The following is a 19146-nucleotide window of genomic DNA, read 5'->3' as shown; positions in this document are numbered from 1 at the left end:
CAGGAACTTCTCGCGCCTCGTCTGGCGCTTCTTGCCCGCGTACTCCAGGCTCGCAAAGCTCGTCTGTTTCATGCAACCATCCTCGCTGTCCACGCCTCGTTCGGCCATCGAGATCTGCCCGAATAAATCAGCGGTTCCCTAGGCCGTTCACTTGCGTCCGAGAGAGATCGCATCTCGCCCTGTTGCAGGACTTATCGCTGGACCAGTTGCTTCCAAGTCTTCCCAGACTTGATCGTTGCAATCACGTACTTGGGCGCGCGTTTACCGGAGGAAGTCCAAGGCTCGGGCCATGAGGAGTGCTTGTAGGTGACGCCAGCCTCCGGCTTAGCGCCACTGCTGTCTTGGCTTTCCGGAGTCTTCTTCTCGGCTGTGCCGCGAGGCGCACGAACCTTCTTTTCCTGCAGATGCTTGATGATATCGGCAACATCGAATCCGGCCTCTTTGATTGCCCGCCGCATTTGAGCGACGTACTCAACGATCTTGTTCTCTGATTGTTCCAGGAAGGTAATCTGCCTTTGAAGCTTCTCTGCTTCTCTTCTCAGTTGCTCGAGGGACTTTGCCATACGGTCTCCTATTGATTTAGGCAGGGCAAATCATACAGAAAGCAAAAGGGGCGGCGCGTCAGAACGGATATCAAATCTCTCTTGCAAACCGCATTTGGTTTCGGTGCTCACATGGCACTACACGCACAGGTTACGCCCCATTGACCAAGTCCGCTCGTGTATGAGATATCTCGGAAACCATCGCCACCAAAACATCTTGGTGAGAATGCCATTCCGTGTTATTTCTATCGCATGTCCATCGCCGCTGTCATCGCTGCTGACCGAGCGCTGCTTGATCGCCTGGAGCGCTTCTCGCACTCGCAGGCGTACGAGCGCTTGCAGGTAGTGGCACTGGAGCACATCGGCCCGGACTCAGAAGCTTGGCTCGCTCACTGGTTGATCCGGCCGGCGGTAGGYCTCGGCGGATGTCCCATCGACATCGCTGAGGAGCCGGGTGGCGTCGACATGCTTGCCGAGCACCTCGGCCGCATAGCGTACGACTGCGCCTGAGTCCGTTTCACCGGACATACATGCCACCGCCGCCAGGCGACGGCCTCAGCGTCGTCGCAGCACGGTCACATCATGCTCACCCTCAGCCCATCTCTCTCGCCAGCCAGAACCACGTCCACCGAGCCACTGGTGCCTCAGTCGTCCTTCAGTCCTACCGGAGGTGACGAATGAAGCCGGCGCCAATCCTGTTTTGCGGAGACCCCCACTCCAAGTTTCGGCAGATGGTGGCGGCTGCTCACGACACCAGTGCTCAGAGCGTCATTCTTCTCGGTGACATGGAGCCTGAGCGCCCTCTCGAACTGGAGATGGCCCCACTGGATCGAGCTGGCGTGGAGTGGTACTTCATTGCGGGCAACCACGATGCCGACAGCCAGGCGGTCGCGAGCCGAGTGTGGAACCAGCACACAGATCCACATAACGTTCACGGCCGCGTCGTCACCCTGAGAAGCGGCGTGCGCCTGGCTGGACTCGCCGGAGTGTTCAGAGGCGACGTTTGGTATCCCAAAGTCGGTGGGAAGAATGGCGGACGATCAAGCCACTATTCGCGCGAGGATCTAGGAACTATTCGAAGCAAAACACTGCACCCGACGGGCAGGAGTGCTTGAACCCCACGGTCGTCGCCTGAAGTGGTGTCCGCGGGCGCGAGCCGCAGGCCTAGGTCGGTGGAGAGATCGCAATCCGAGGTCGCGTCGCGGCACACGCAATCAGTGCGTAGCCAGGCGAGATAGAAGCAGCACGCTTCGCCGCGGTCAAGTCACTTGAATGGATCATGAATTCCTCCCGTTAGCCTGCCGGCCAGCCGCTCGCATCGATCGTGCGCATTTTCGGTTTGGCTGCCATCACTTCATTGGCAATGCCGGCGTTGGTGACCAACGGTATCGGTCTGGCTGCGAGGCGTCAAGCGGTCAATGGAATAACAAACGTCCCTCTTTTGGGGGGCACGCTATGGAGCCATGAGAACTGCCTGCGTCAAGTGCTCTCTAGCGCCCAACGCATGTCACATGCGTGCACCCGCGCCGTCTTCACCTGCACTCGCGAAGTACGGGTGCCGCATCTCACCGCCGTCGGGTGAGCGCGAGGTCTCGGCGAGAAGTCATCCGTGCACAGTGCCTTCCAACCTTCGCGCGGGAACTACACGGCTGGAAAGTCCAAGCCACTGCCGTACCACCTCCGCGGCGCGTACTGGGCCGGCCGGCTGGAACGCGTCAACTCGATGATGGGGTTGTCCGCTGCTGGAAAAGCACGCACGTCATCGCTCTGTCACGCAGCAATTTCACGATTCAAGCTCTGAGTTTCTATTGTGCCGGGATTGGACATGGCAGGGCTCGATCAACGCGGCGTCACGCCAACTGCAGTGAGCAATAGTGATCATGATCTGATCCCCGTTGCGCAGTACGTGCGCATGTCCACGGAACATCAGCGGTACTCCCGTGAGAACCAGTCCCGTGTGATCTCCGAGTACGCGTTGCGAAACAGCATGCGAGTGGTTCGCACGTACGCGGACCTTGGAAAGAGCGGCCTCGAACTGAAGGGCCGCACGGCGATGCAGCGCTTGCTGCTGGATGTCGGGCAGCCTCTCGTTCCATTCCAGGCCGTCTTGGTCTACGACGTCAGTCGATGGGGAAGATTTCAGGACCCGGACGAAGCGGCGGCCTGCGAACTGACATGCAAGCGCCGAGGCATCCGCGTCATCTACTGCGCCGAGCAGTTCGCGAACGACGGATCGATCTCATCCTCGGTGCTCATCGGGCTCAAACGCAGCATGGCGGCAGAATTCAGCCGGGAGCTATCAGTTCGAGTGTTTGCAGGCGCCTGCAACATCGCCAAGCAGGGTTACGCGCAAGGCGGCGTGGCGTGCTTTGGGCTTCGCCGTATCGTCGTCGATGAGACTGGCCGAGTGAGAGGCACTCTCGCATTGGGGGAGCGCAAGGGCATTCAGTCGCACCGTGTCTCACTTGCGCCTGGCCCGGCAGCCGAAGTCGCGGCCGTTCGACTCGTCTTCCAGCTGTTCATCGACAAGCGCCGTACACGATCGGAGATTGCCGAACTCCTGAACGCTCGCGGGATTCCCTGGGTTGGCGGTCACCCCTGGCGGATGGAAGCCGTCCACGCTGTTCTGACGAACGAGCGTTACGCAGGCACCGCCATCTACAACCGCAAGTCGGGCAAGCTCAAAGCTCCGGTGAGGGAGAACACCCGGGACTTGTGGATTCGCAAGGAGGGCGCCTACGCGTCGATCATCCCCATGCCCCGCTTCCTGCGGGCCCAGCAGATGATTCGGGAAGCGGCGAAGCCGCTCGACAGGAATGACATGCTGCGCGGCGCAGCGCAACTGCTTGTTCAGCACGGTCAACTATCCGCGGACATTCTTGCGAGCAGCAAAGACGTCCCGTCCGTCTCCTCATATCTCCGGATCTTTGGAAGCCTGACCAAGCTCTACGGGCTGGTCGGCTACGACCTGAAGCAGAACCGCGGCTTCGAACAGGTCAATCGCTCGCTCCGGGAGCAGAGCCAACTGATCGTGGCTGACGTGGTGGCTGGTTTTCTCGCAAGCGGCAGTTCTTGCACTCTCGACTCAGGGGGCAGGCGGCTGACTGTCAACGGCGAGCTGACCGTGCAGATCGTCGTGGCGCCGAACCGAGGCAACGCGCGTGGCTACTACCGGTGGCGTGTCCATATGCCCTCAGTGCCCACCGATATCGTGGTCATCGTCCGGATGGACTTCGACAACGCTGCTGTGCAGGACTACTACCTGCTTCCTTCGATGGACATGCCTGCGTCAAGACTGCCGCGAATGGACAGCAACGGCCGTGCCCTGGATGTGTACCGCACGAAGACATTGGCCCCCCTGTACGCGCTCACGGCACAAGCGCCTCTGTCGGAGCAACCCCAATGAAAGCGATCGAGAGGGCTCCGAGGGTTGAACCTTCGGCGAGCCAGGCCGGTAGCCTATGCGGCAAGCAGATGACTCACCGCGCTCTGGAACCAGGCACGCTCGGTGGCCACCATCCATCTGACCAGGAACTGGTCGAGATGTACCAGCAGCAAACGCGAGAGCATCGCTCACTTCAGCGAAAGGCAGACCGTGCGCAAGCTGCGTTGAAAGCGTCTCGGAAGATCTTCAAGGAACTGTTCGCGGATCCAGAGTTCGTCTCGCTCTTGAGGAACGAGGGGAAGGGCACTGCGCCGCGCTACCTCGTCGAGGGTGTATCCGATGTGGAGATGGTTCAATGACCGCGTCCGATACGTCTGCCAAACTGGCCACCAACCCCACCTACTTGGAACTCGAGCTCGATCAGCTCCATAGCAACAAGTCGCTGCCTCAGTCGGTTCTCAGCAGTGCAAAGTACCGACAGATACGCGAGTCGATTCGTTCGGTTGGGCTGCTGGACCCATTGGTCGTTGTTCCCAGATCGCAGGACGAAGGTGCAGGCTACTCGGTTCTCGACGGATTGCTGCGCAAGGCGGCGCTGACCGAGGTCAATCTCACCAGGGCGCTGTGCCGGGTCCTGACGGACTGCGAGGGCCTTAGCTACAACCGCCAAGTCAACAGGCTCTCGGCTGTCCAAGAGCATCGACTGATCATTCGAGCTGCGGAGGGAGGCGCTTCGAGGGTGATCCTGTCTCAGGCACTCGGCATTTCAGTCGAATCCATCCGAGACAGACTTCGGATGCTAGATGGGATCTGTATCGAAGCCGTCCAACTTCTGGCGGACAAGCCGGCCACCAGGGGGCTATTTCAGGCGCTTCAGCATATGAAACCGTCTTGGCAGATCGATGTGGCGCAGGCGATGATCGATCTACGAAACTACTCGGTGAAGTTCTCGTTGGTGATGTTGCATGCGACGCCGGCTGAATTGCTGACGGACGGCGCCCAGGCTCGTAGAAGGCTGAACCCCCCGTCGGAGGCCCGACAGCGCCTACAGCGAGAGATGGCGACGGTTCAGTCAAACGCAAAGAGACTGGAACAGACGTACGGTCCGAACAGTCTGCAACTTGTCGTGGTGAAGGCCTACATCCGCGCGCTCTTGGAGAACGCCAAGATCGTCGGCTGGCTCGCCCGCAATCGAGGAGACTACCTGCGTGAGCTCCAGTTGATCGCTGAAATCGAGGTGCTCGATCCGGTGACCTGACAATCGCCCAAGGCTTGAGCGGCCGCCGCACGGGCATGAACCGCCTGACCTCCCCTGCCCGGCACTTCCAGGGTGCCTGCCCAGCAAAGCAGACCATCCGGGATGGTCAGTGAGGCTTGTCCACAGGAAACGACTGCATCAGATCGATCAGCCACAACCTCGTCATGCCAACAGCCTTGAGCTGGGGCCCTGCGTTGGGGTTCTCCGTGAAGGCATCACGAAGCAGATCCAGCTCAGCGACTGCCTCTTGACGGAACGCATCCTTGTCCGGCAACAGCTTCACGAGCGCAGCGATCATGGCCATCGCACAGATCACTTCACCCTGCAGGTAGCTGGCTGCCTCGCTGGGCTTCACTTCGTCGCTCATTCACTCACCTCGCAAACAGCCGAGAAAGCGTCGATTGAATCTCTTTGAGGGCGCCTGTGCAAGAGTGCTTTCAGGAGGACGGACCGGTCCAAAAATCTCACCCTCCTGCAGCTGATCCGCAGTAGAGTGATCTCTCGACGGGTATTTCCAACCTGTGCTGCGTTTGCACATGTATTCGGAGGCACGCATGTCCAGTCCAATCTCGAGATCTGCCTGGGTTGATCGCGTTTTCACGAAGCTGAGCAAGCTCGATCCGTCCGCAACAATGGTCGAACTGCAGCAGGTGGCCGCGCGCTCCTACGGGGCAGAGCGAAGTGAATCGCCTGAGGGCTGGGCTGAGAACTACCACCTGAGCACGCACCAAGCTGACCAACGCCAGTGGCGGCGGGAGTTCTGGGACAGGGCGTTGGAGGTTGAACCCAGGTTGAGCCTGAGGGAGCTGTGGGACCTCGCAGATTTCTCGTGGCGCGAGTACCCCACTCATCGTCGTGCAGCTCTTGTTGCGGCCAATCACGCGCTCGGCGTAGAGATCGACTGCGCTGTGCAGATCGGCGAGCTGGCCGGCACTGAAGGAAAATGCTCCGGATGAGCGCTTGACGCGCTGCGTGCCAGGTCGCCACTTCTACTGCGAGCCGACGCCACCCTCAATCTGTACTGCGGCGGACTGAGCAGCTGGCGTTGACGCCTTTCGAGAAACACGGCGTTTGCGTCTCGTAGGTTCGTTGGAAAGTTCGACGCCCGACGAAGATCCCGAAGCATCGATCAAGAACCGGTCGCGGTTCTTCACGCTAACAATCCAATTCGGAGGCTTGCCTCGTCCCGTCCATGTCTTGCCAGACTTGGGATCCCTGTACTTGGGTGTTCCGACGGTGGTCTTGGTCTCACCTCGACCCTTGACGCCTGCCCGTTTCTCGATGGTTCGCGAGAGGCCCAGATCATCATGCGTCAATCCGTACGCGGCAATGGCTTCCTTGATTCTGGATATGACGCCGGCCACCTCTGCCTTCCGCAGTTTCTCGGCCTCGCGTTCCAACTTGACAATCTGAGCCTTTAGCGACGCATAGGTCTTCATGAATATGTCTCCAACGAAGTATCGGAATGGGCCATTCTCGCCTCGATTTGATGCTTAGCGCCAGCGGGCCGCTGTGAAGTCGACAAGCGCCCTGCCCAAGGCCAACGTCTGCTATGCAGCGGTTGCGGCCGGTCGCCTCGATCCATCGACCGGCCGCTTCCCGACTCAATGCGGTCGCTGCAGCGTTCCGGAGGTAGTCGAACGATGGTCAAGCGACGCGGCATCCGAGGACGCTCCTCGACGCGTTGTGCCGCCAGTGGGTCGGGGTGTGGTCGAACCTCCGCTGTGCGCCTGCACGAACTGGAGCAATCGACCCTGCGCCCCCTTCGAGGCGTAGGGATGCCCGGCGGCGAACCGGACATTCGCCCAGGGCTCCGTGGATGCTTGCATCCGATCGGTTGCTGTACTGCACACCGCCCACATAGGCGCCAGATACCCTCACTTGAAGGGTAAGCCGTTCAGCGCACACCTCGTACATTGCGTGTCTCTGCATGAGGGGCGACATCCAACGCCAAAGTCAATGGCCACGACCAACGGACGCCAGGGAGGCGCAAGCGGTGGCGACGTCATTGCTGCGTTGAAGAGAAAGTTCAGGGAGACCAAATCGGCCCCGCCGCTGACGGACGTCGCTTTGTCCAGCCGACTCGGCGGCTTGGCGATCCAGCCACTGAAGCGATCCGTGCAACTGACGCCTCGTCAGATCACTACGCTGGTTCAGAAGGCCTATCTCGCCGGCCAAAAGGAGATCCAAGCTACCGCCGTACGGCCCATCGTCGAGTTCTATGAACTGGATGGCTGCGGCGACGGAGACAGACTGAGGCTCTTCGAAACCAAGAACAACACCTACCGCCAGGGCCTGCGTGAACAGCTTGAGTCGACACATGGTATCTACGTTTTCTTCGATAGCCGCGGCAGGGCGTTGTATGTAGGGAAAGCCAAGCGCCTAACCCTCTGGGGAGAGGCGACCAACGCCTACAACCGAGACCGCAAGGACGTTCAGGCGATACGGCGCGTAAATCATCCGACCACCAACCACCAGTACCGGACTTACGAAGAGAAGGGCCGGCAGATCGTGAAGGTCAGGGTGGCCCTCTCTGACATCGCGACGTACATCAGCGCCTACGCCGTCGTCGACGGAATGATTGACGAGGTGGAGGCTATGTTGATGCGTTGCTTCGCCAACGACCTGTTGAACGCGCGGATGGAGCAGTTCGGCGTGCAGCGCAGGAAGAAGGGCAAGGCCTGACGGTGAGCTGACGATGAAAAGGATCCGACATGCTTCCAAAGAATCTTCCGCCTGATCTCGAATGGATACGCAATGAACGGCTCGAGTTTTCGCCCCGTACGACAGAGCACCTAAGACACTACGTCTACCCGCTTATGCATCCGTTGGACGGGCACGTTTTCTACGTAGGCGAAGGTCAGGGTCAGCGCGTGTACGACCACTTGATTTCGGCAGTGCGGCTTATGGCCGACGGGGCGCTGCAGACCATCGCCGACGATGAGACGGATCCTGAACACTCGGAGAAGCTCGGCACCATTGCCGCGATCCTGAGGTCTGGGCGACTGCCGAGGATGTCCATCGTGCGCGACGGCATCTCTACGCAACAGGAGGCACAGCGAGTGGAGGGTGCGCTCATCGACGTCCTGGATTACCTGTCGTCGCTCGACAGAGCAGTCCCGCCCCTCACCAACCTACAGGCCGGACATGGCTTCGCGTCGTTTAGAAGCGTAGAGGATGTGGAGGCGACGCACGGCCAGAGCTTTCGTATGAGCGACCTGCCCGGATGGAAAGAAGGCGAGGAGGTACTTTTCCTGAACATCAACCGCCGCTGGGGTGAGGTCGCGTCGAACAAGAATTCGGTGTACGCCGTGACCAGGGGCTGGTGGCGGCTGTCTTCGGCAAGGGCGGGGCGGGTTCGCATTGTTGTGGTCCACGCATGGGGCATCGTTCGCGCGGTGTTCGAGGTCGGCGGGTGGGAGAGCCCCAACCCGGATGGACGCATCGCCTTCAACGCTCTTGATCCAGGCGGACTCGCGGGACCGCCGTTCAAGGATCGGAACCTAGGCACTGTGCTGGGGACCGGCGGTGGGCAAGGCTCTCAGAGTCCGGTGAGGTATGCAAGTCACTAGCGACTCGAGGACGGATTGATGGTGCGGTCTTGACAGTCTTGTGTGAGGCGCGAAGGCACGGTTACGGTCGCTTTGCAGCGGTTGCGGTCGTATGCAATGGGGACGCCCCCACCCGTAGACGGCATCGAAGTGCCACAGTGGATGTGTCAGCAACCACTCGATCGGAAGGAGCGTCCATCCCATTGCATACCAGCTACTGCTCAGACCGTGAGGTCCTCCACCTCCCCGAACGCGCGGACGGCGAATGGAGCCAGTCCTTTAAGCACGTGGACGGCCGCCAGTTCTGGGCCAAGTCGTCGCCGAATTCTCCTACTGGAATGCGGGCTGGGGACCGGAGCGCCCCGGGAGACTGGGCGACAACTGCGGTATAGCGCTGATCTTGCGCTGACAGTGCGCACCGAGAGCAGGAAGTTCCACCTCTGGTAGGTGCGGACACAGCCCCGAACAAGCACTTCCGACCGTTTCAACGAGACCATGGCCACGGGCAGTCTGTGACGAACCCGCCTGCTGAAAACAAGGGGCAGCTAGTGACTGATGTGGTATCGGCGCCGACTGAATATTGAGCGCGGGTGGACCGTTGGCATGCTCGAGACCGACCGGTGCAACCAGGCCTGAGTCGGCGTTCAAACGCGAGTTATGTGGACTTAGGCGGAGCGGTCCGTTCAGAGGTTATGCGCATCCACCCGTACAACATTCCAGGCCCGCGCCTGAAAGTCGACCGTGCCTGTATGAGTCTGAAGAGGATGTGCGGGGTATGAATCAACAACGATTGACCTAGGCACCTTGTAGCCGAGGGCCTTCCATGCCAGTCCGATTGATTCGCTTGAGCTTGCTTTGCTGAGTTTCAACGGGCGTGCGAAGTTGAACCTTTTCTGAATCGAGTCCGATCCAATGCCGTAGTTGCGCTCGCCTTCAGTCTTGAATGGCACCTCGGCAACTATCTTCTCAACGCTTCTGTGGTGTCCCGCAAGTACGAAGACGCAGGCGCAGTCGGGATCCATTCGCTTGATCAATGACAGACGCACGAAATCCTCCACGATCTTGTCAGGAGCGCAGTGAGGCGAGCCAGCCCATTTCGCTTCAACAACTACTTGTGCGTTCCTCCTTGGAACTCCATCTCCTGCAAGCACCAACGCGAAATCGACCTTCTTTGTGTTGGTCTTCTTGAAGACATTAATTGCCTCGTGCGGAAAATCTGAATGCGCTCTGGCGCCCTTCGTATTGATTGGCACAGAGCTAAGAACTTGACCGACCGCAGCCTTGAGCGATACCTCGGACAACAACCCCGCGCGGTAGCAGCAAAACTCCAGGTGCAGCCAGCTTCCGACACCTTCAGCAAGTCTTCGCGCGACATTCATGCGCATTCCGAGCCTCCTCATCTTGACCTTAAATGTGACTGAAAATGCCGGAGTGAAGCAAGAGGAGAAGTGAACGATGCCCTTCCATGATGACGGGATCAATGAGCTAGGCCGGTCCCACAACCTCTTGGAACCCCACTTCTGCTTTTCGGTGAGCGTCGCCATTCGACTTGCCGAATTCGAACGTCGCAGAACAGGGCGGTCTAAAGCAGTCGGTCACTCCCAGACGACGGCTTTGCAGCGATTGCTGCCCCTAGACGCCGCAGCTTTAAAGCGCGATATGCGCCGGGAACCTGCCATTCAATAGGCGGCGACCGTGCCAGATGATCGACCGCTCGCAGAGATGCGAAACTGGTCCAGCTTAACGACCGGTGTCTACACGGGCGAGCTCACGCTTTCGACCCTGAATGTGTTGACGCTGACCCAGAACTGACCCCTGGGTTTAGATGTTCGAAGCGAGGTGTCAGCCAACTCTTCTTTGCTTGAGCAACACCCCACTCGACGATCCCGGGCACGCAGGCCCGGGCCCTGTCACTTGCTGTCGAGCTTCCACCTGAACTTGGTGCCATTGGCGCGTCCCTCGCCCGAGGCGCCGACGGCGCTGGTGCCGGTCAGGTCGTGGAAGAACGCCGCTTCCTTGCCAGGCGATGTCACCAACTGGACACCGATTTCCGGCACGCCGACGACTGCATAGGAGCCGGACTTCACACTGAAGAAGAGCCCAACGCTGGGGCCACTCGCAGTCCAGGCCTTGATGTCCGTGTCGAGCGTGACGCCAAAGGATTTGCCTTCAACGTCGGCAAGCCCGGTGCCGATGATGGTCCAAAACGTCATCGTGATTCTCCTTTGGTTTGTCGAAGTTGCCGCCGACGCCGCGCGCCTACTTGGTGACCGACACGTGCACGTGCGCAGCGTTCTCGTACAAGCCCAATCGTAGCCCGCTTCGACTGCGAGTCGGCCCGAGCGGCCGAGCCTGGACGCGACGCGCCATGCGGGTCGGCGAAGCGGCAGGAGCCGTCTGGCTGTTGGCGTCGAGGTCCTGTGGTTCCTGAGCACGGCGCTGGCCCCCGGGCATCGCGGTGCGGGCGTCCGAGCCGCCCGAGCAGTTGTCCCGTTGAAGCACGCATACGGGGTGCAATTCAAACTAGGGGGTAGCGAGCCGGTCAATGCAATGGGATGCTCCAGCAGCCCAGCCAGTCGCCCGCGCCCATTTCAAGTTACCTGCCTCGCGGATGCGCGGTACGGCACTCGTGTCGCGCGGGTTCCATCGCAGCAGGAGCGTCACAGATGTACCTCGTCGTCCATGTCGTCGTGTCTCGTGACAGGTCACGAAGCAGACCCCACTCGCAAGTCCCAACCACGACGCCAGTGACCCCACAGCAGGGCAGCCCGCCCTACGCTGTCCGCGTCGTCCCACTCCCCTGATCCGCCCCACCCGGCAATTCTGCCGGCGCGCCAGCGACGGCAGTCCCGCCCGGCGCCAAGCACGGTGCTGCGCGCGCGATATCCGAAAAGACAGGAGCTGACGACATGAAGACGTTCCTTGCGTTCCGGTGCTACGGCACATTCCAGTGGCCGCCTCTCACGGATGGCGAGCCGAAGTCGTCGCGCGAAGGATCGGTGGAGATCCACTACCTCGAGGAGGCCGCGGGCAAGAACAAGAGGGTTTGGAACGGACACCTCCGCTGGATTCCCGTCGATGCCAAGACCGAAGAGGCTCAGGTGGCCGACCTCTATGACCTGAGCGACCTCGAGCTCGTGAAGCTCTTCGAGCCGGACGGCAAGACGGTGACCCTGCGGTTCACGCGGAAGACCGGCAAGCCCTGCGGACCCCGGCTGCAGTTCGATGGGATCAGCGTACTCGATCAGTTCGCACCCGATGAGAACATGCACTACCCCACCCTGCGGGTGCCGCTGGTGCCGACGATGGACTGGGAGGGCAAGGCGCGCCATAGCACTTTGCAGATCGGCAACGAGAAATGGCCGGATGGGACCAGCAGTCTTCGACTCGACCTCGTGGTGCCGCTCCCGCTGCCGGCCAACGCTCAACAGGCAAAGGTCGACAAGGCCTTCTTTGCGTTCAGTGCGGTCTACGCTTCCAGCCTGCCGACACTCTCCGCGACGTCGAACGGCGGCCTAGTGGTTCGCAGCCTGCCTTTCGGACTGCGCGGCGAGAGCAAGAATGAGGTTTTCACGCCGAAAGGCGTCGACCTCGGCCGGTTGCATTGGACTCCCTCGCCCTACAACAAGGCCTCTAACGAGAACGTGATCGTGGAGCCCGACGATTTCTGGCCGGACGCCTCGCACGTCTTGTCTTCGGTACTCAGTGACTGTGGCTATCCAGTTGTGTTTGAGAAAGCGACGGATGCCCGCAACAAGTTCACCGCCTCGACGGAATTCGCGAGCACGCCCGGCTTGAAGCGCTTCCCCGGGCTGTCTCTGGAAGGCTTGCCGGGGGACGGCGTCCTGCCGCCGGGATTCCGCATTCGGCAGCGTGTCGCCGTCCGGCTCGAAGACGGCGTGACATCCGTCGACACGCGCCACGACTCCCGCTTGCGCATCCGTAACGAACAATTCCATCTGCAGGTCCCGGACGACGGCGAGTCGCGCCACCCGGACGAACTCCCCCAATGGCTTTCGTTCGGCCCGAGCCTGTACGTCGAAGCCACCTTGACCGGCAACATCGCTGACACCCAAATCCAGTCGGCCGAAGCCCGCACCAGGGTGCGCTTGAACATCGGCAGCCCACAAAAGCTGCCGCCCGCCCTTCCCGGCGACGGACTTCCCGAACACGCCTCTAACGCGCCTGCGGAGGTGCGGACGCTGCCCGGCATGCTCGGCCAGACGATCGCCGCGATGCGTTTGACGCTGGCCAGCCAGGCCCAGTTGTCACCCGCCAGGCCCTTGTCCCTGCTGCCGGAGCTGACGCTGCTGACGAAGGGCCCAGCACACTTCGGCCTGTTCGCCGAGGAGAGCGTGGCGAAGCCGACCGAGCAGGGCGTCCACATCGCCGCAATCTTCACCGGCTGGGGCAAGCCCGTGACATGGCGCATGCAGCCGATCTTCCACGCCAGCCTGCAACCGGCCGACATCTTCCATCCCCCCAAGGTCAACGAGCTCGCGTTCAAGGCGCGCTGGCCGGCGTTCGACCTCGAAGGCCCGCGTGGAAAGTCCATCGATCTGCGTGCGAGGCACGCCGACGCAGAACTGGCACGCCGGGACCGGCGATTCTTCGCCCTTAGGCTGCACGACGAGCGCGCCGACGCCGATGCGTCAAGACAAGGCCTGATCGCCGACATGCACGTGAAGTGGGAGCGGGCCCTGCTGCTCTCCCCGGCTCACCGAGGCGACGCGTCGCTGCTGTTCATGGGCGAACGAACGGGCGCACCCGGATGGTCGCTGCAGGGCGAACTGCCCTCGCTGCTGCCGCGGCGAGGCGGCGACTTCAAGCTGCAACTCGGCATGGCCGTAGACCACGTCCAGCCGATCAACCACGACAGCGCCGAGGACGCCCGCGCACGCCGGCTGCCGGTGCTCTTGCTCGACGAGGCGGCCAGCGCGGTCAAAGGAACTGCGGCTATCGACCACGCCGCGGCGCCCTGGCACCTGCAGGTTACCGAATCAATGTCCGGCGACCCACTCGTCGACCCGAGGTCGTGGGAACTGACGGCGGAGCTCATCGACCGCCGCGGTCGCAACCCGAACACGGGCGAGGCCGCGCGCAAGCCCACCGTGATGTTCTCGTCCACGCCCTTCAGTTTCATGCGGTACCACGCACTGCCGCTGGACGAGCGCGGCGATGAGGGCAACAGCACCGTCGCCCGCTACGACAGCACCACCGGCCGGTGGACCACGCTCGTCACCAGTGCTGCCTATCACTACGTGCTGCCGCCGCAATCTGTCGGCGAGAGCATGGACAAACCGCGGCGCTTGGAAATCCACGACCTCGACCCCGATCGGCGCCCATTGGGCTTCGAGCGCCCGTACCCGGACGAAGAAGCGCCTGACCAGGACGGCGCGGAGCGCAGGCACCTCGTGGACTTCCGCCTAACGCCCCCGGCCGACCTGTGGGTCCGGCCGTCCGATGTGGAGCGCAACTACCTGTTGCCCGAGTGGGCCAGCCGCCAGCTCTTCTCACGTTCTTCCGAAGGCGGTACCGGTGCCGCGATGGTCGCAATGCGTGCAGAGTTCGTCTACGGCCTGTCGATCGGCCTCTGGCCCGACGCGGAGCGCGGCCCGTCACGGCGTTCCCGCGTGACCGAGATCGAGGCACTGACCGGCTCCGTCCTGGACCGGCGCGACTCCCGGACGACCGACAGCTGGGACCGCATACACCAGGCCTTCCTACGTCGCCCCGAACGGCTCGAGGTGTGGGCCGATGATCCCGACAGCCCCGTGCCGTTCGCACCCGCACGCTTCGAGCAGGGTGCGCGATTCGCGCTTCGGACCACCGCCTTGCACCGCCCCGCGGTCCTGCCGACCGCTGGCACCGACGCCGACCTCGCTGCCGCCCACAAAGCGCCGCCCTCGCAACGCGTGCCCGGCGTGTCGCCGCGCCAACATGCGCAGGGGCTGGCCGGCGGCGCGCTGTGGCCCGTCGAATCGCTCAACGTCCTCAACATGCTGCTGGACCAGCCGGCGTCCACTGGCGGCCACGTCGAGTCGATCGCCCTGTCGCCTTCCGGAGGCGACGCCGACCAGACGGTGCGCTTCTGCAACGACCGGGTCGCCATCATCACCGAGACCCGCAACGGGCATGTGCAACGCCAGCGGGTCGAGGTGGTCGGGAGGATCGCCGTGTGGTGGCACCGGGCCAAGCACGTCGTGGTCTACGAGAGAACGGTCAACCCGTCCGCCCAGTTCACACCCGAAGGCGGCATCAAGACGCGCACGCGAAGGCCCGTGCTGCGCAAGGTGCGCGAGTACATCGAGCTGATGCAGCCGGAACGGCGGTATCCCGACGCCGATGTCGCGGCTCCCTCGACCAACGCCTTCGTGCAGGGCATGCGCTTCAACTCCACCATCATCCCGGTGGACAGCTTCTGGGGCGAAAACGTCGACTCCCGCGGCTGGAAGGTCCCCCTGTGGAACCGCCACGCGGCCCGCCAGCGCCCGCAGGTGTACGCGATGCCGGACGTGGTCTTCCTGCAGGCGAGCGAAGGCACCCGCACCGATGCGCTCAGCAGCCAGCCGTGCGTGAACCCGGACAACCTCTACTTCTTCACGAACACGCGCCAGGGCTTCAATGCCGACACCGACAACTGGCCGCACGAGCTGTCGATCGACTGGATCAACCTGCCGCCGCCGAGCAGCAGCGTTCCTCCACCGTCGACGGCGAACGCCGGGGCGGGTGCGCAGGACGTGCCCGAACCCTCCGTCCCACGCGGCTTCGCACGTTTCACTTGGCGCTTGGCGCCGGCTGCGCAACGCACAGCCATCAACCAGGCGCGCGGCGAACGGCCCGTCTACGCCTCGCTGCGCACCCTCACCTTCATGCGGGCGGGGCGTGTCGAGGGGACCGAGGCGAAGAAACTGCCGACGCTCGCACGCGTTGACACCGATGCCATCAGCGGCTGGTGGCAACCCGGCAAGAAGCTGGAAGACGGGCCCAGTGAGTTGGTCGCACTTTCGACCGCCATGCGCGCCGTGGAAGAACTGCAGGGCAGCCCCTTGCCGCCGGAGGGCTCTGATCGGGACGCAGTCAAGGCAACGATCGGAGATCTCCGGGCCAAGGTCGCCGCCTTCAAGGGGCCCGGCGTCGCGCAGAAGCTGCAGGCGCAGATGAAGACGCTGAGTGACGCTCGCGACTTTGCGTACAACGGTCTCGTCGCCCTGCTCCCGAAGGGCGACGAGACCCTCGAGAACCTGGTGGGCACCTTCCAGGGCTGCGACGAATGGAAGCGCAGCATCGCCGGCTCGATCGGCGCGAAGCGGCTGGCCATCGACCAGGAGCTGCAGGCGTGGGAAACGGGTTTCATCCGCCAAGTCGATGGTTGGGAGAACGATCTCAACAAGTTTCCGAAGAACCGCCAAGCGCTGGAGGACATGATCACGCCAGCCGTCGCCCACGCGCTGCGCCCTGTGTTCGAAGGTGTCTCGGCCGGCATCGGCCAAGCCGACCAGGGCATCGAATCCGCACGTTCGACGCTACGCGACCTGCGTGACGAGATCGGCACCGCGCTGGATCAGGCGACCCGCGAGGTGCACGCGATCCGCGAGGCGATCGACCGGGACAAGCCATGGTCGCGCCAGCGCTTGGATGACCTTTCGGCGCAGATCAACGATGCTTTCCAGAAGGTGGTGCTCGACGCGCGCACCACGGTGGCAGACGCCCGCGACCGACTCACCTCAGAGCTGGACGACGTCTCTCGCCGCGTGGGTGAAAGCGCGGCGATCGCCCTGCGGGAAGTCGACCGCGCGCTCGTTGCGCCGCGCGAGGCGGTGTCGGGATGGTTCGACGTGCTCTCGTCATTCTCAGCGGCGGTCGACCAGGCGCTCAGGGGCACGGATGGCGCCGTGTTGCAGGCCCGCAAGGAGATCGAGGCCCACAAGGCCGAACTCGCGAAGCTGCACCCAGACCTGGCGGAAAAGTTGAACGGCCACGTGACGAACATCGAGGGCGCGCTCGCGTCGACGGCCGTCGCCGCGAGGGACGCGGCCCCGAAGATCGAGCGAGTGATCAATCGGGTCGACGACGCCATGGTCGATGCCGCCAAGAAGATGAAGGCCGGTGTCGTCGAGATCCAGAACACCGTGAACGAAGGGATCGAGACGCTCAAGCAGCATGGTCCACTGCCACTCGAACTGGACGAGCTCGTCGCCGCCCTGGAATCGGCCTGCGTCAAGACGAACGAGAAGGTGAACACATTTCTCAAGTGGGTCGAGACGCAGTCGGAGCTGGTTTGGATCGACTTTGCCGTGGAACGGGTGCTCGTTCCAGTCGAGGAGATGATCGAGGCCGCACAGGGCGGCGTCGCGACGGCGTCGGACGTCATGGAGGCGGCGGCCGACACGTTGTCGCGCCAGCTGGCAGACGTTGCCGCGAAGCTGCAACCGGAGTCGATCGCGCAGTCGGTCGTGGCCGGACTGACGGCGCTGATGACCCCCCTCCTCGATGATCTGGAGGGCGTTTTCCCCGTGAAGGTAGAGACCGTGACACATGCACGGGACCGCCTCGTCGGCTTGGCGACGACATGGCGAACACGGGCGGTCGAGTCACTGAAAGCGCCAGAAGACGTTGCGGACGGCTTGCTGAACGGGTTGGGTGACGCCTGCGACTACTTCGAGAACGCGGCCAAAAGGCTTGAGGAAAACATCAAGGACCAAGGTCAAACGCTGCTGAAGAAGGCGCTGGAAGACATCGAGGCCACCGACCTCTACAAGCAAATCAAGAACGGCGTCGACGAGATCTTCCAGGGCGCTGAGACGTACGCCAAGTTCCTGGACTCGTTCCAGTCGTTCGACCGCGACGTCTGCCGCATCGGTAACGACCTGGCCCGCACCGGCGAGATGGCCACCGCCTACGTCGACCAGGCCGTGCGCGCCATCGGCAACATCGGCAGCGGCGGCCTGCTCGCCGCACCCAACAACATCCTGCGCGCCATGGCCGCCATCGGCTCGGTGCCGGCCCTGCCCAACCTGGACTACGCGCGCCGCCAGATGGGCTACTACTACGGCCTGGTCGACCAGCTCGTGGACACGACGCAGGTCGAGGCCTGGTTCGGCCGCCTCGGCGATTCGCTCAAGGCGTGGGGCCTCAGCCTGCCGTTCAACCGGATAGGCGACCGCCTGCTGCCGGTCGACCTCAGCGACTTCGACATCGGCGACATCTTCCGCAACTGCGGCGGGCTCGAACTGCAGCGACTCTTCAAGGGCTGCCGCCTGCCCAAGGGGGCCGAGGACGCGGTGCGCCTGAGCCACGACTTCAACAAGGAGACTTTCCGCGCCTGGGTGCAGCTGGACATCGACGCCGCGCTGTCGGGGCGAAAGGCGCTCGTCAGCCTGGGCCCTTTCTGCCTGAACGCCGTCAACACCCGGCTCGTCGGTCGGGTGCGCCTGGAAGCCTCGAAGGACACCGACCGAGTCGATGACGAAGGCGAGGCGACGCTCAACACCGACTTCGAGGCGGCCGTCGGTGGGCAGGTGATGGTCACCTTGCGCGAGGTCGCGGTGCGCTTCTCGAAGGGCAGCGGGCTGAAGGTCGATTTCGATCCCAAGAAGGTCGAGATCAACCGCAACCTGCAGTTCGTGCAGAACGCGCTCGGCTCGATCTTCGGCGACGAGATCGGCGGCCTCAAGGTGGTCAAGCAGGACGGCATTCCAGTGGGCCTGGAGCACGTCTTCAGCATGCCGCCGATGAGCCTGATGTTCGGCACCAGCGGCCTGCAGAACATCCAGATCTCGAACCAGTTCCAGCTGATCGCCTACCCCGACTTCCGCATCTCCAACCGCTTCTCGCTGGCACGGCCGGAGCTGCCGTTCATCTTCTCGATCTTCATCATCGGCGGCACCGGTTGGTTGACCGTCGACGTCGACTACCGCCCGTTCGGCAACGAGCTCATGGTGGTGGTCGATGCCGCGGCGGGGGGCTCGGCATCGCTCGGCTTCGCGTGCGCGGGCTGCACCGGGGCGGTCGCCATCACGCTCGCCGCGGCCCTGACGTACCGCAAGCTCATCGGCGCCTCCGGCGGCGGGCTCACCGTGTCGATGGTGGTGACCATCGTCGGCGTGGTCGACGTGCTGCGCATCGCGTCGGCCCACCTGAGCGTCGTGCTGCGGCTTTCCTACGCGGAGAACGGCGACATCGACGCGAACGGCGGCTTCCGCCTCGAGGTCCGCATCACCCGCTTCTTCAAGGCCTCGGCCGCAGGCGATGCGCGCTATCGGATGGCGGGGGGCAAGCGGGAGACGCAGTCGAGCCTGACCGGGCAGGCAGGCCCGACCGATGAAGGCAACGCGGCCGTAAAGGAAGCACGCGCGAAGGCGGAGAAGCTGCTCAAAGGGCAAGGCAAGGGACAACAGGGAGGTTGAT

13 protein-coding genes and 1 pseudogene are annotated in these 19146 nt (G+C 62.7%); 9 read left to right on the top strand and 5 right to left on the bottom strand.

Going from position 1 to position 19146, the window contains the following annotated elements; all coding sequences use genetic code 11:
• Positions 1–191: 191 nt before the first annotated feature.
• A complete protein-coding gene (locus AC1DXV_RS10230) occupies positions 192–563 on the bottom strand; it encodes a hypothetical protein (protein ID WP_477864304.1) in 372 nt (123 codons plus the stop codon).
• 231 nt (positions 564–794) lie between these two features.
• Between AC1DXV_RS10230 and AC1DXV_RS10225 the strand changes: the two genes are divergently transcribed.
• The 5 genes from AC1DXV_RS10225 to AC1DXV_RS10205 all read left to right on the top strand — a co-directional run bounded on the left by AC1DXV_RS10225 (position 795) and on the right by AC1DXV_RS10205 (position 5185).
• Positions 795–1052, top strand: coding sequence for an antitoxin Xre/MbcA/ParS toxin-binding domain-containing protein (locus tag AC1DXV_RS10225; protein ID WP_477864303.1), 258 nt, complete (start codon positions 795–797; stop codon positions 1050–1052).
• 167 nt (positions 1053–1219) lie between these two features.
• The gene (locus AC1DXV_RS10220) at positions 1220–1657 is read left to right on the top strand and encodes a metallophosphoesterase family protein (RefSeq protein ID WP_477864302.1); all 438 of its coding nucleotides are present in this window, start codon (positions 1220–1222) and stop codon (positions 1655–1657) included.
• A 710-nt stretch (positions 1658–2367) separates the two neighbouring features.
• Complete coding sequence (locus AC1DXV_RS10215) at positions 2368–3948, top strand: recombinase family protein (protein ID WP_477864301.1); 1581 nt, start codon at positions 2368–2370, stop codon at positions 3946–3948.
• Positions 3945–4286: a hypothetical protein gene (locus AC1DXV_RS10210; protein ID WP_477864300.1), complete on the top strand. Its 342-nt coding sequence runs from the start codon at positions 3945–3947 to the stop codon at positions 4284–4286. Before AC1DXV_RS10215 ends, AC1DXV_RS10210 begins: the two co-directional genes overlap by 4 nt.
• Positions 4283–5185 carry a plasmid partitioning protein RepB C-terminal domain-containing protein gene (locus AC1DXV_RS10205; RefSeq protein ID WP_477864299.1) on the top strand — a complete coding sequence of 301 codons (903 nt, stop codon included), beginning with the start codon at positions 4283–4285 and terminating at the stop codon, positions 5183–5185. The genes AC1DXV_RS10210 and AC1DXV_RS10205 overlap by 4 nt, the downstream gene beginning before the upstream one ends.
• A gap of 106 nt (positions 5186–5291) precedes the next feature.
• On the opposite strand, the gene AC1DXV_RS10200 is transcribed toward AC1DXV_RS10205, so the two are convergent.
• Positions 5292–5552 carry a hypothetical protein gene (locus tag AC1DXV_RS10200; RefSeq protein ID WP_477864298.1) on the bottom strand — a complete coding sequence of 87 codons (261 nt, stop codon included), beginning with the start codon at positions 5550–5552 and terminating at the stop codon, positions 5292–5294.
• Between the two features lie 187 nt (positions 5553–5739).
• Between AC1DXV_RS10200 and AC1DXV_RS10195 the strand changes: the two genes are divergently transcribed.
• Positions 5740–6141: a hypothetical protein gene (locus AC1DXV_RS10195; protein ID WP_477864297.1), complete on the top strand. Its 402-nt coding sequence runs from the start codon at positions 5740–5742 to the stop codon at positions 6139–6141.
• Between the two features lie 168 nt (positions 6142–6309).
• On the opposite strand, the pseudogene AC1DXV_RS10190 reads toward AC1DXV_RS10195, so the two are convergent.
• Positions 6310–6624 (bottom strand): annotated as a pseudogene (locus tag AC1DXV_RS10190) (H-NS histone family protein); the annotation flags it as partial.
• Positions 6625–7144: 520 nt separating this feature from the next.
• On the opposite strand from AC1DXV_RS10190, the gene AC1DXV_RS10185 reads away from it, so the two are divergent.
• Complete coding sequence (locus tag AC1DXV_RS10185) at positions 7145–7870, top strand: GIY-YIG nuclease family protein (RefSeq protein WP_477933446.1); 726 nt, start codon at positions 7145–7147, stop codon at positions 7868–7870.
• Between the two features lie 29 nt (positions 7871–7899).
• Positions 7900–8757: an LEM-3-like GIY-YIG domain-containing protein gene (locus AC1DXV_RS10180; RefSeq protein WP_477864295.1), complete on the top strand. Its 858-nt coding sequence runs from the start codon at positions 7900–7902 to the stop codon at positions 8755–8757.
• Positions 8758–9419: 662 nt separating this feature from the next.
• Here AC1DXV_RS10180 and AC1DXV_RS10175 read toward each other — a convergent pair.
• Positions 9420–10121 (bottom strand): hypothetical protein, encoded by a 702-nt coding sequence (locus AC1DXV_RS10175; RefSeq protein WP_477864294.1) that lies wholly within the window; start codon positions 10119–10121, stop codon positions 9420–9422.
• Between the two features lie 525 nt (positions 10122–10646).
• A complete protein-coding gene (locus tag AC1DXV_RS10170) occupies positions 10647–10949 on the bottom strand; it encodes a hypothetical protein (RefSeq protein ID WP_477864293.1) in 303 nt (100 codons plus the stop codon).
• 696 nt (positions 10950–11645) lie between these two features.
• Here AC1DXV_RS10170 and AC1DXV_RS10165 point away from each other — a divergent pair.
• On the top strand, positions 11646–19145 hold the full coding sequence (locus tag AC1DXV_RS10165; RefSeq protein ID WP_477864292.1) for a coiled-coil domain-containing protein: 7500 nt from the start codon (positions 11646–11648) through the stop codon (positions 19143–19145).
• Position 19146: the final 1 nt, after the last annotated feature.

It is taken from the genome of Rhizobacter sp. P3_C12, from assembly GCF_056402735.1.
Note: the sequence above shows the minus strand (reverse complement) of the source record. Positions and strands in the feature narration are given on the sequence as shown.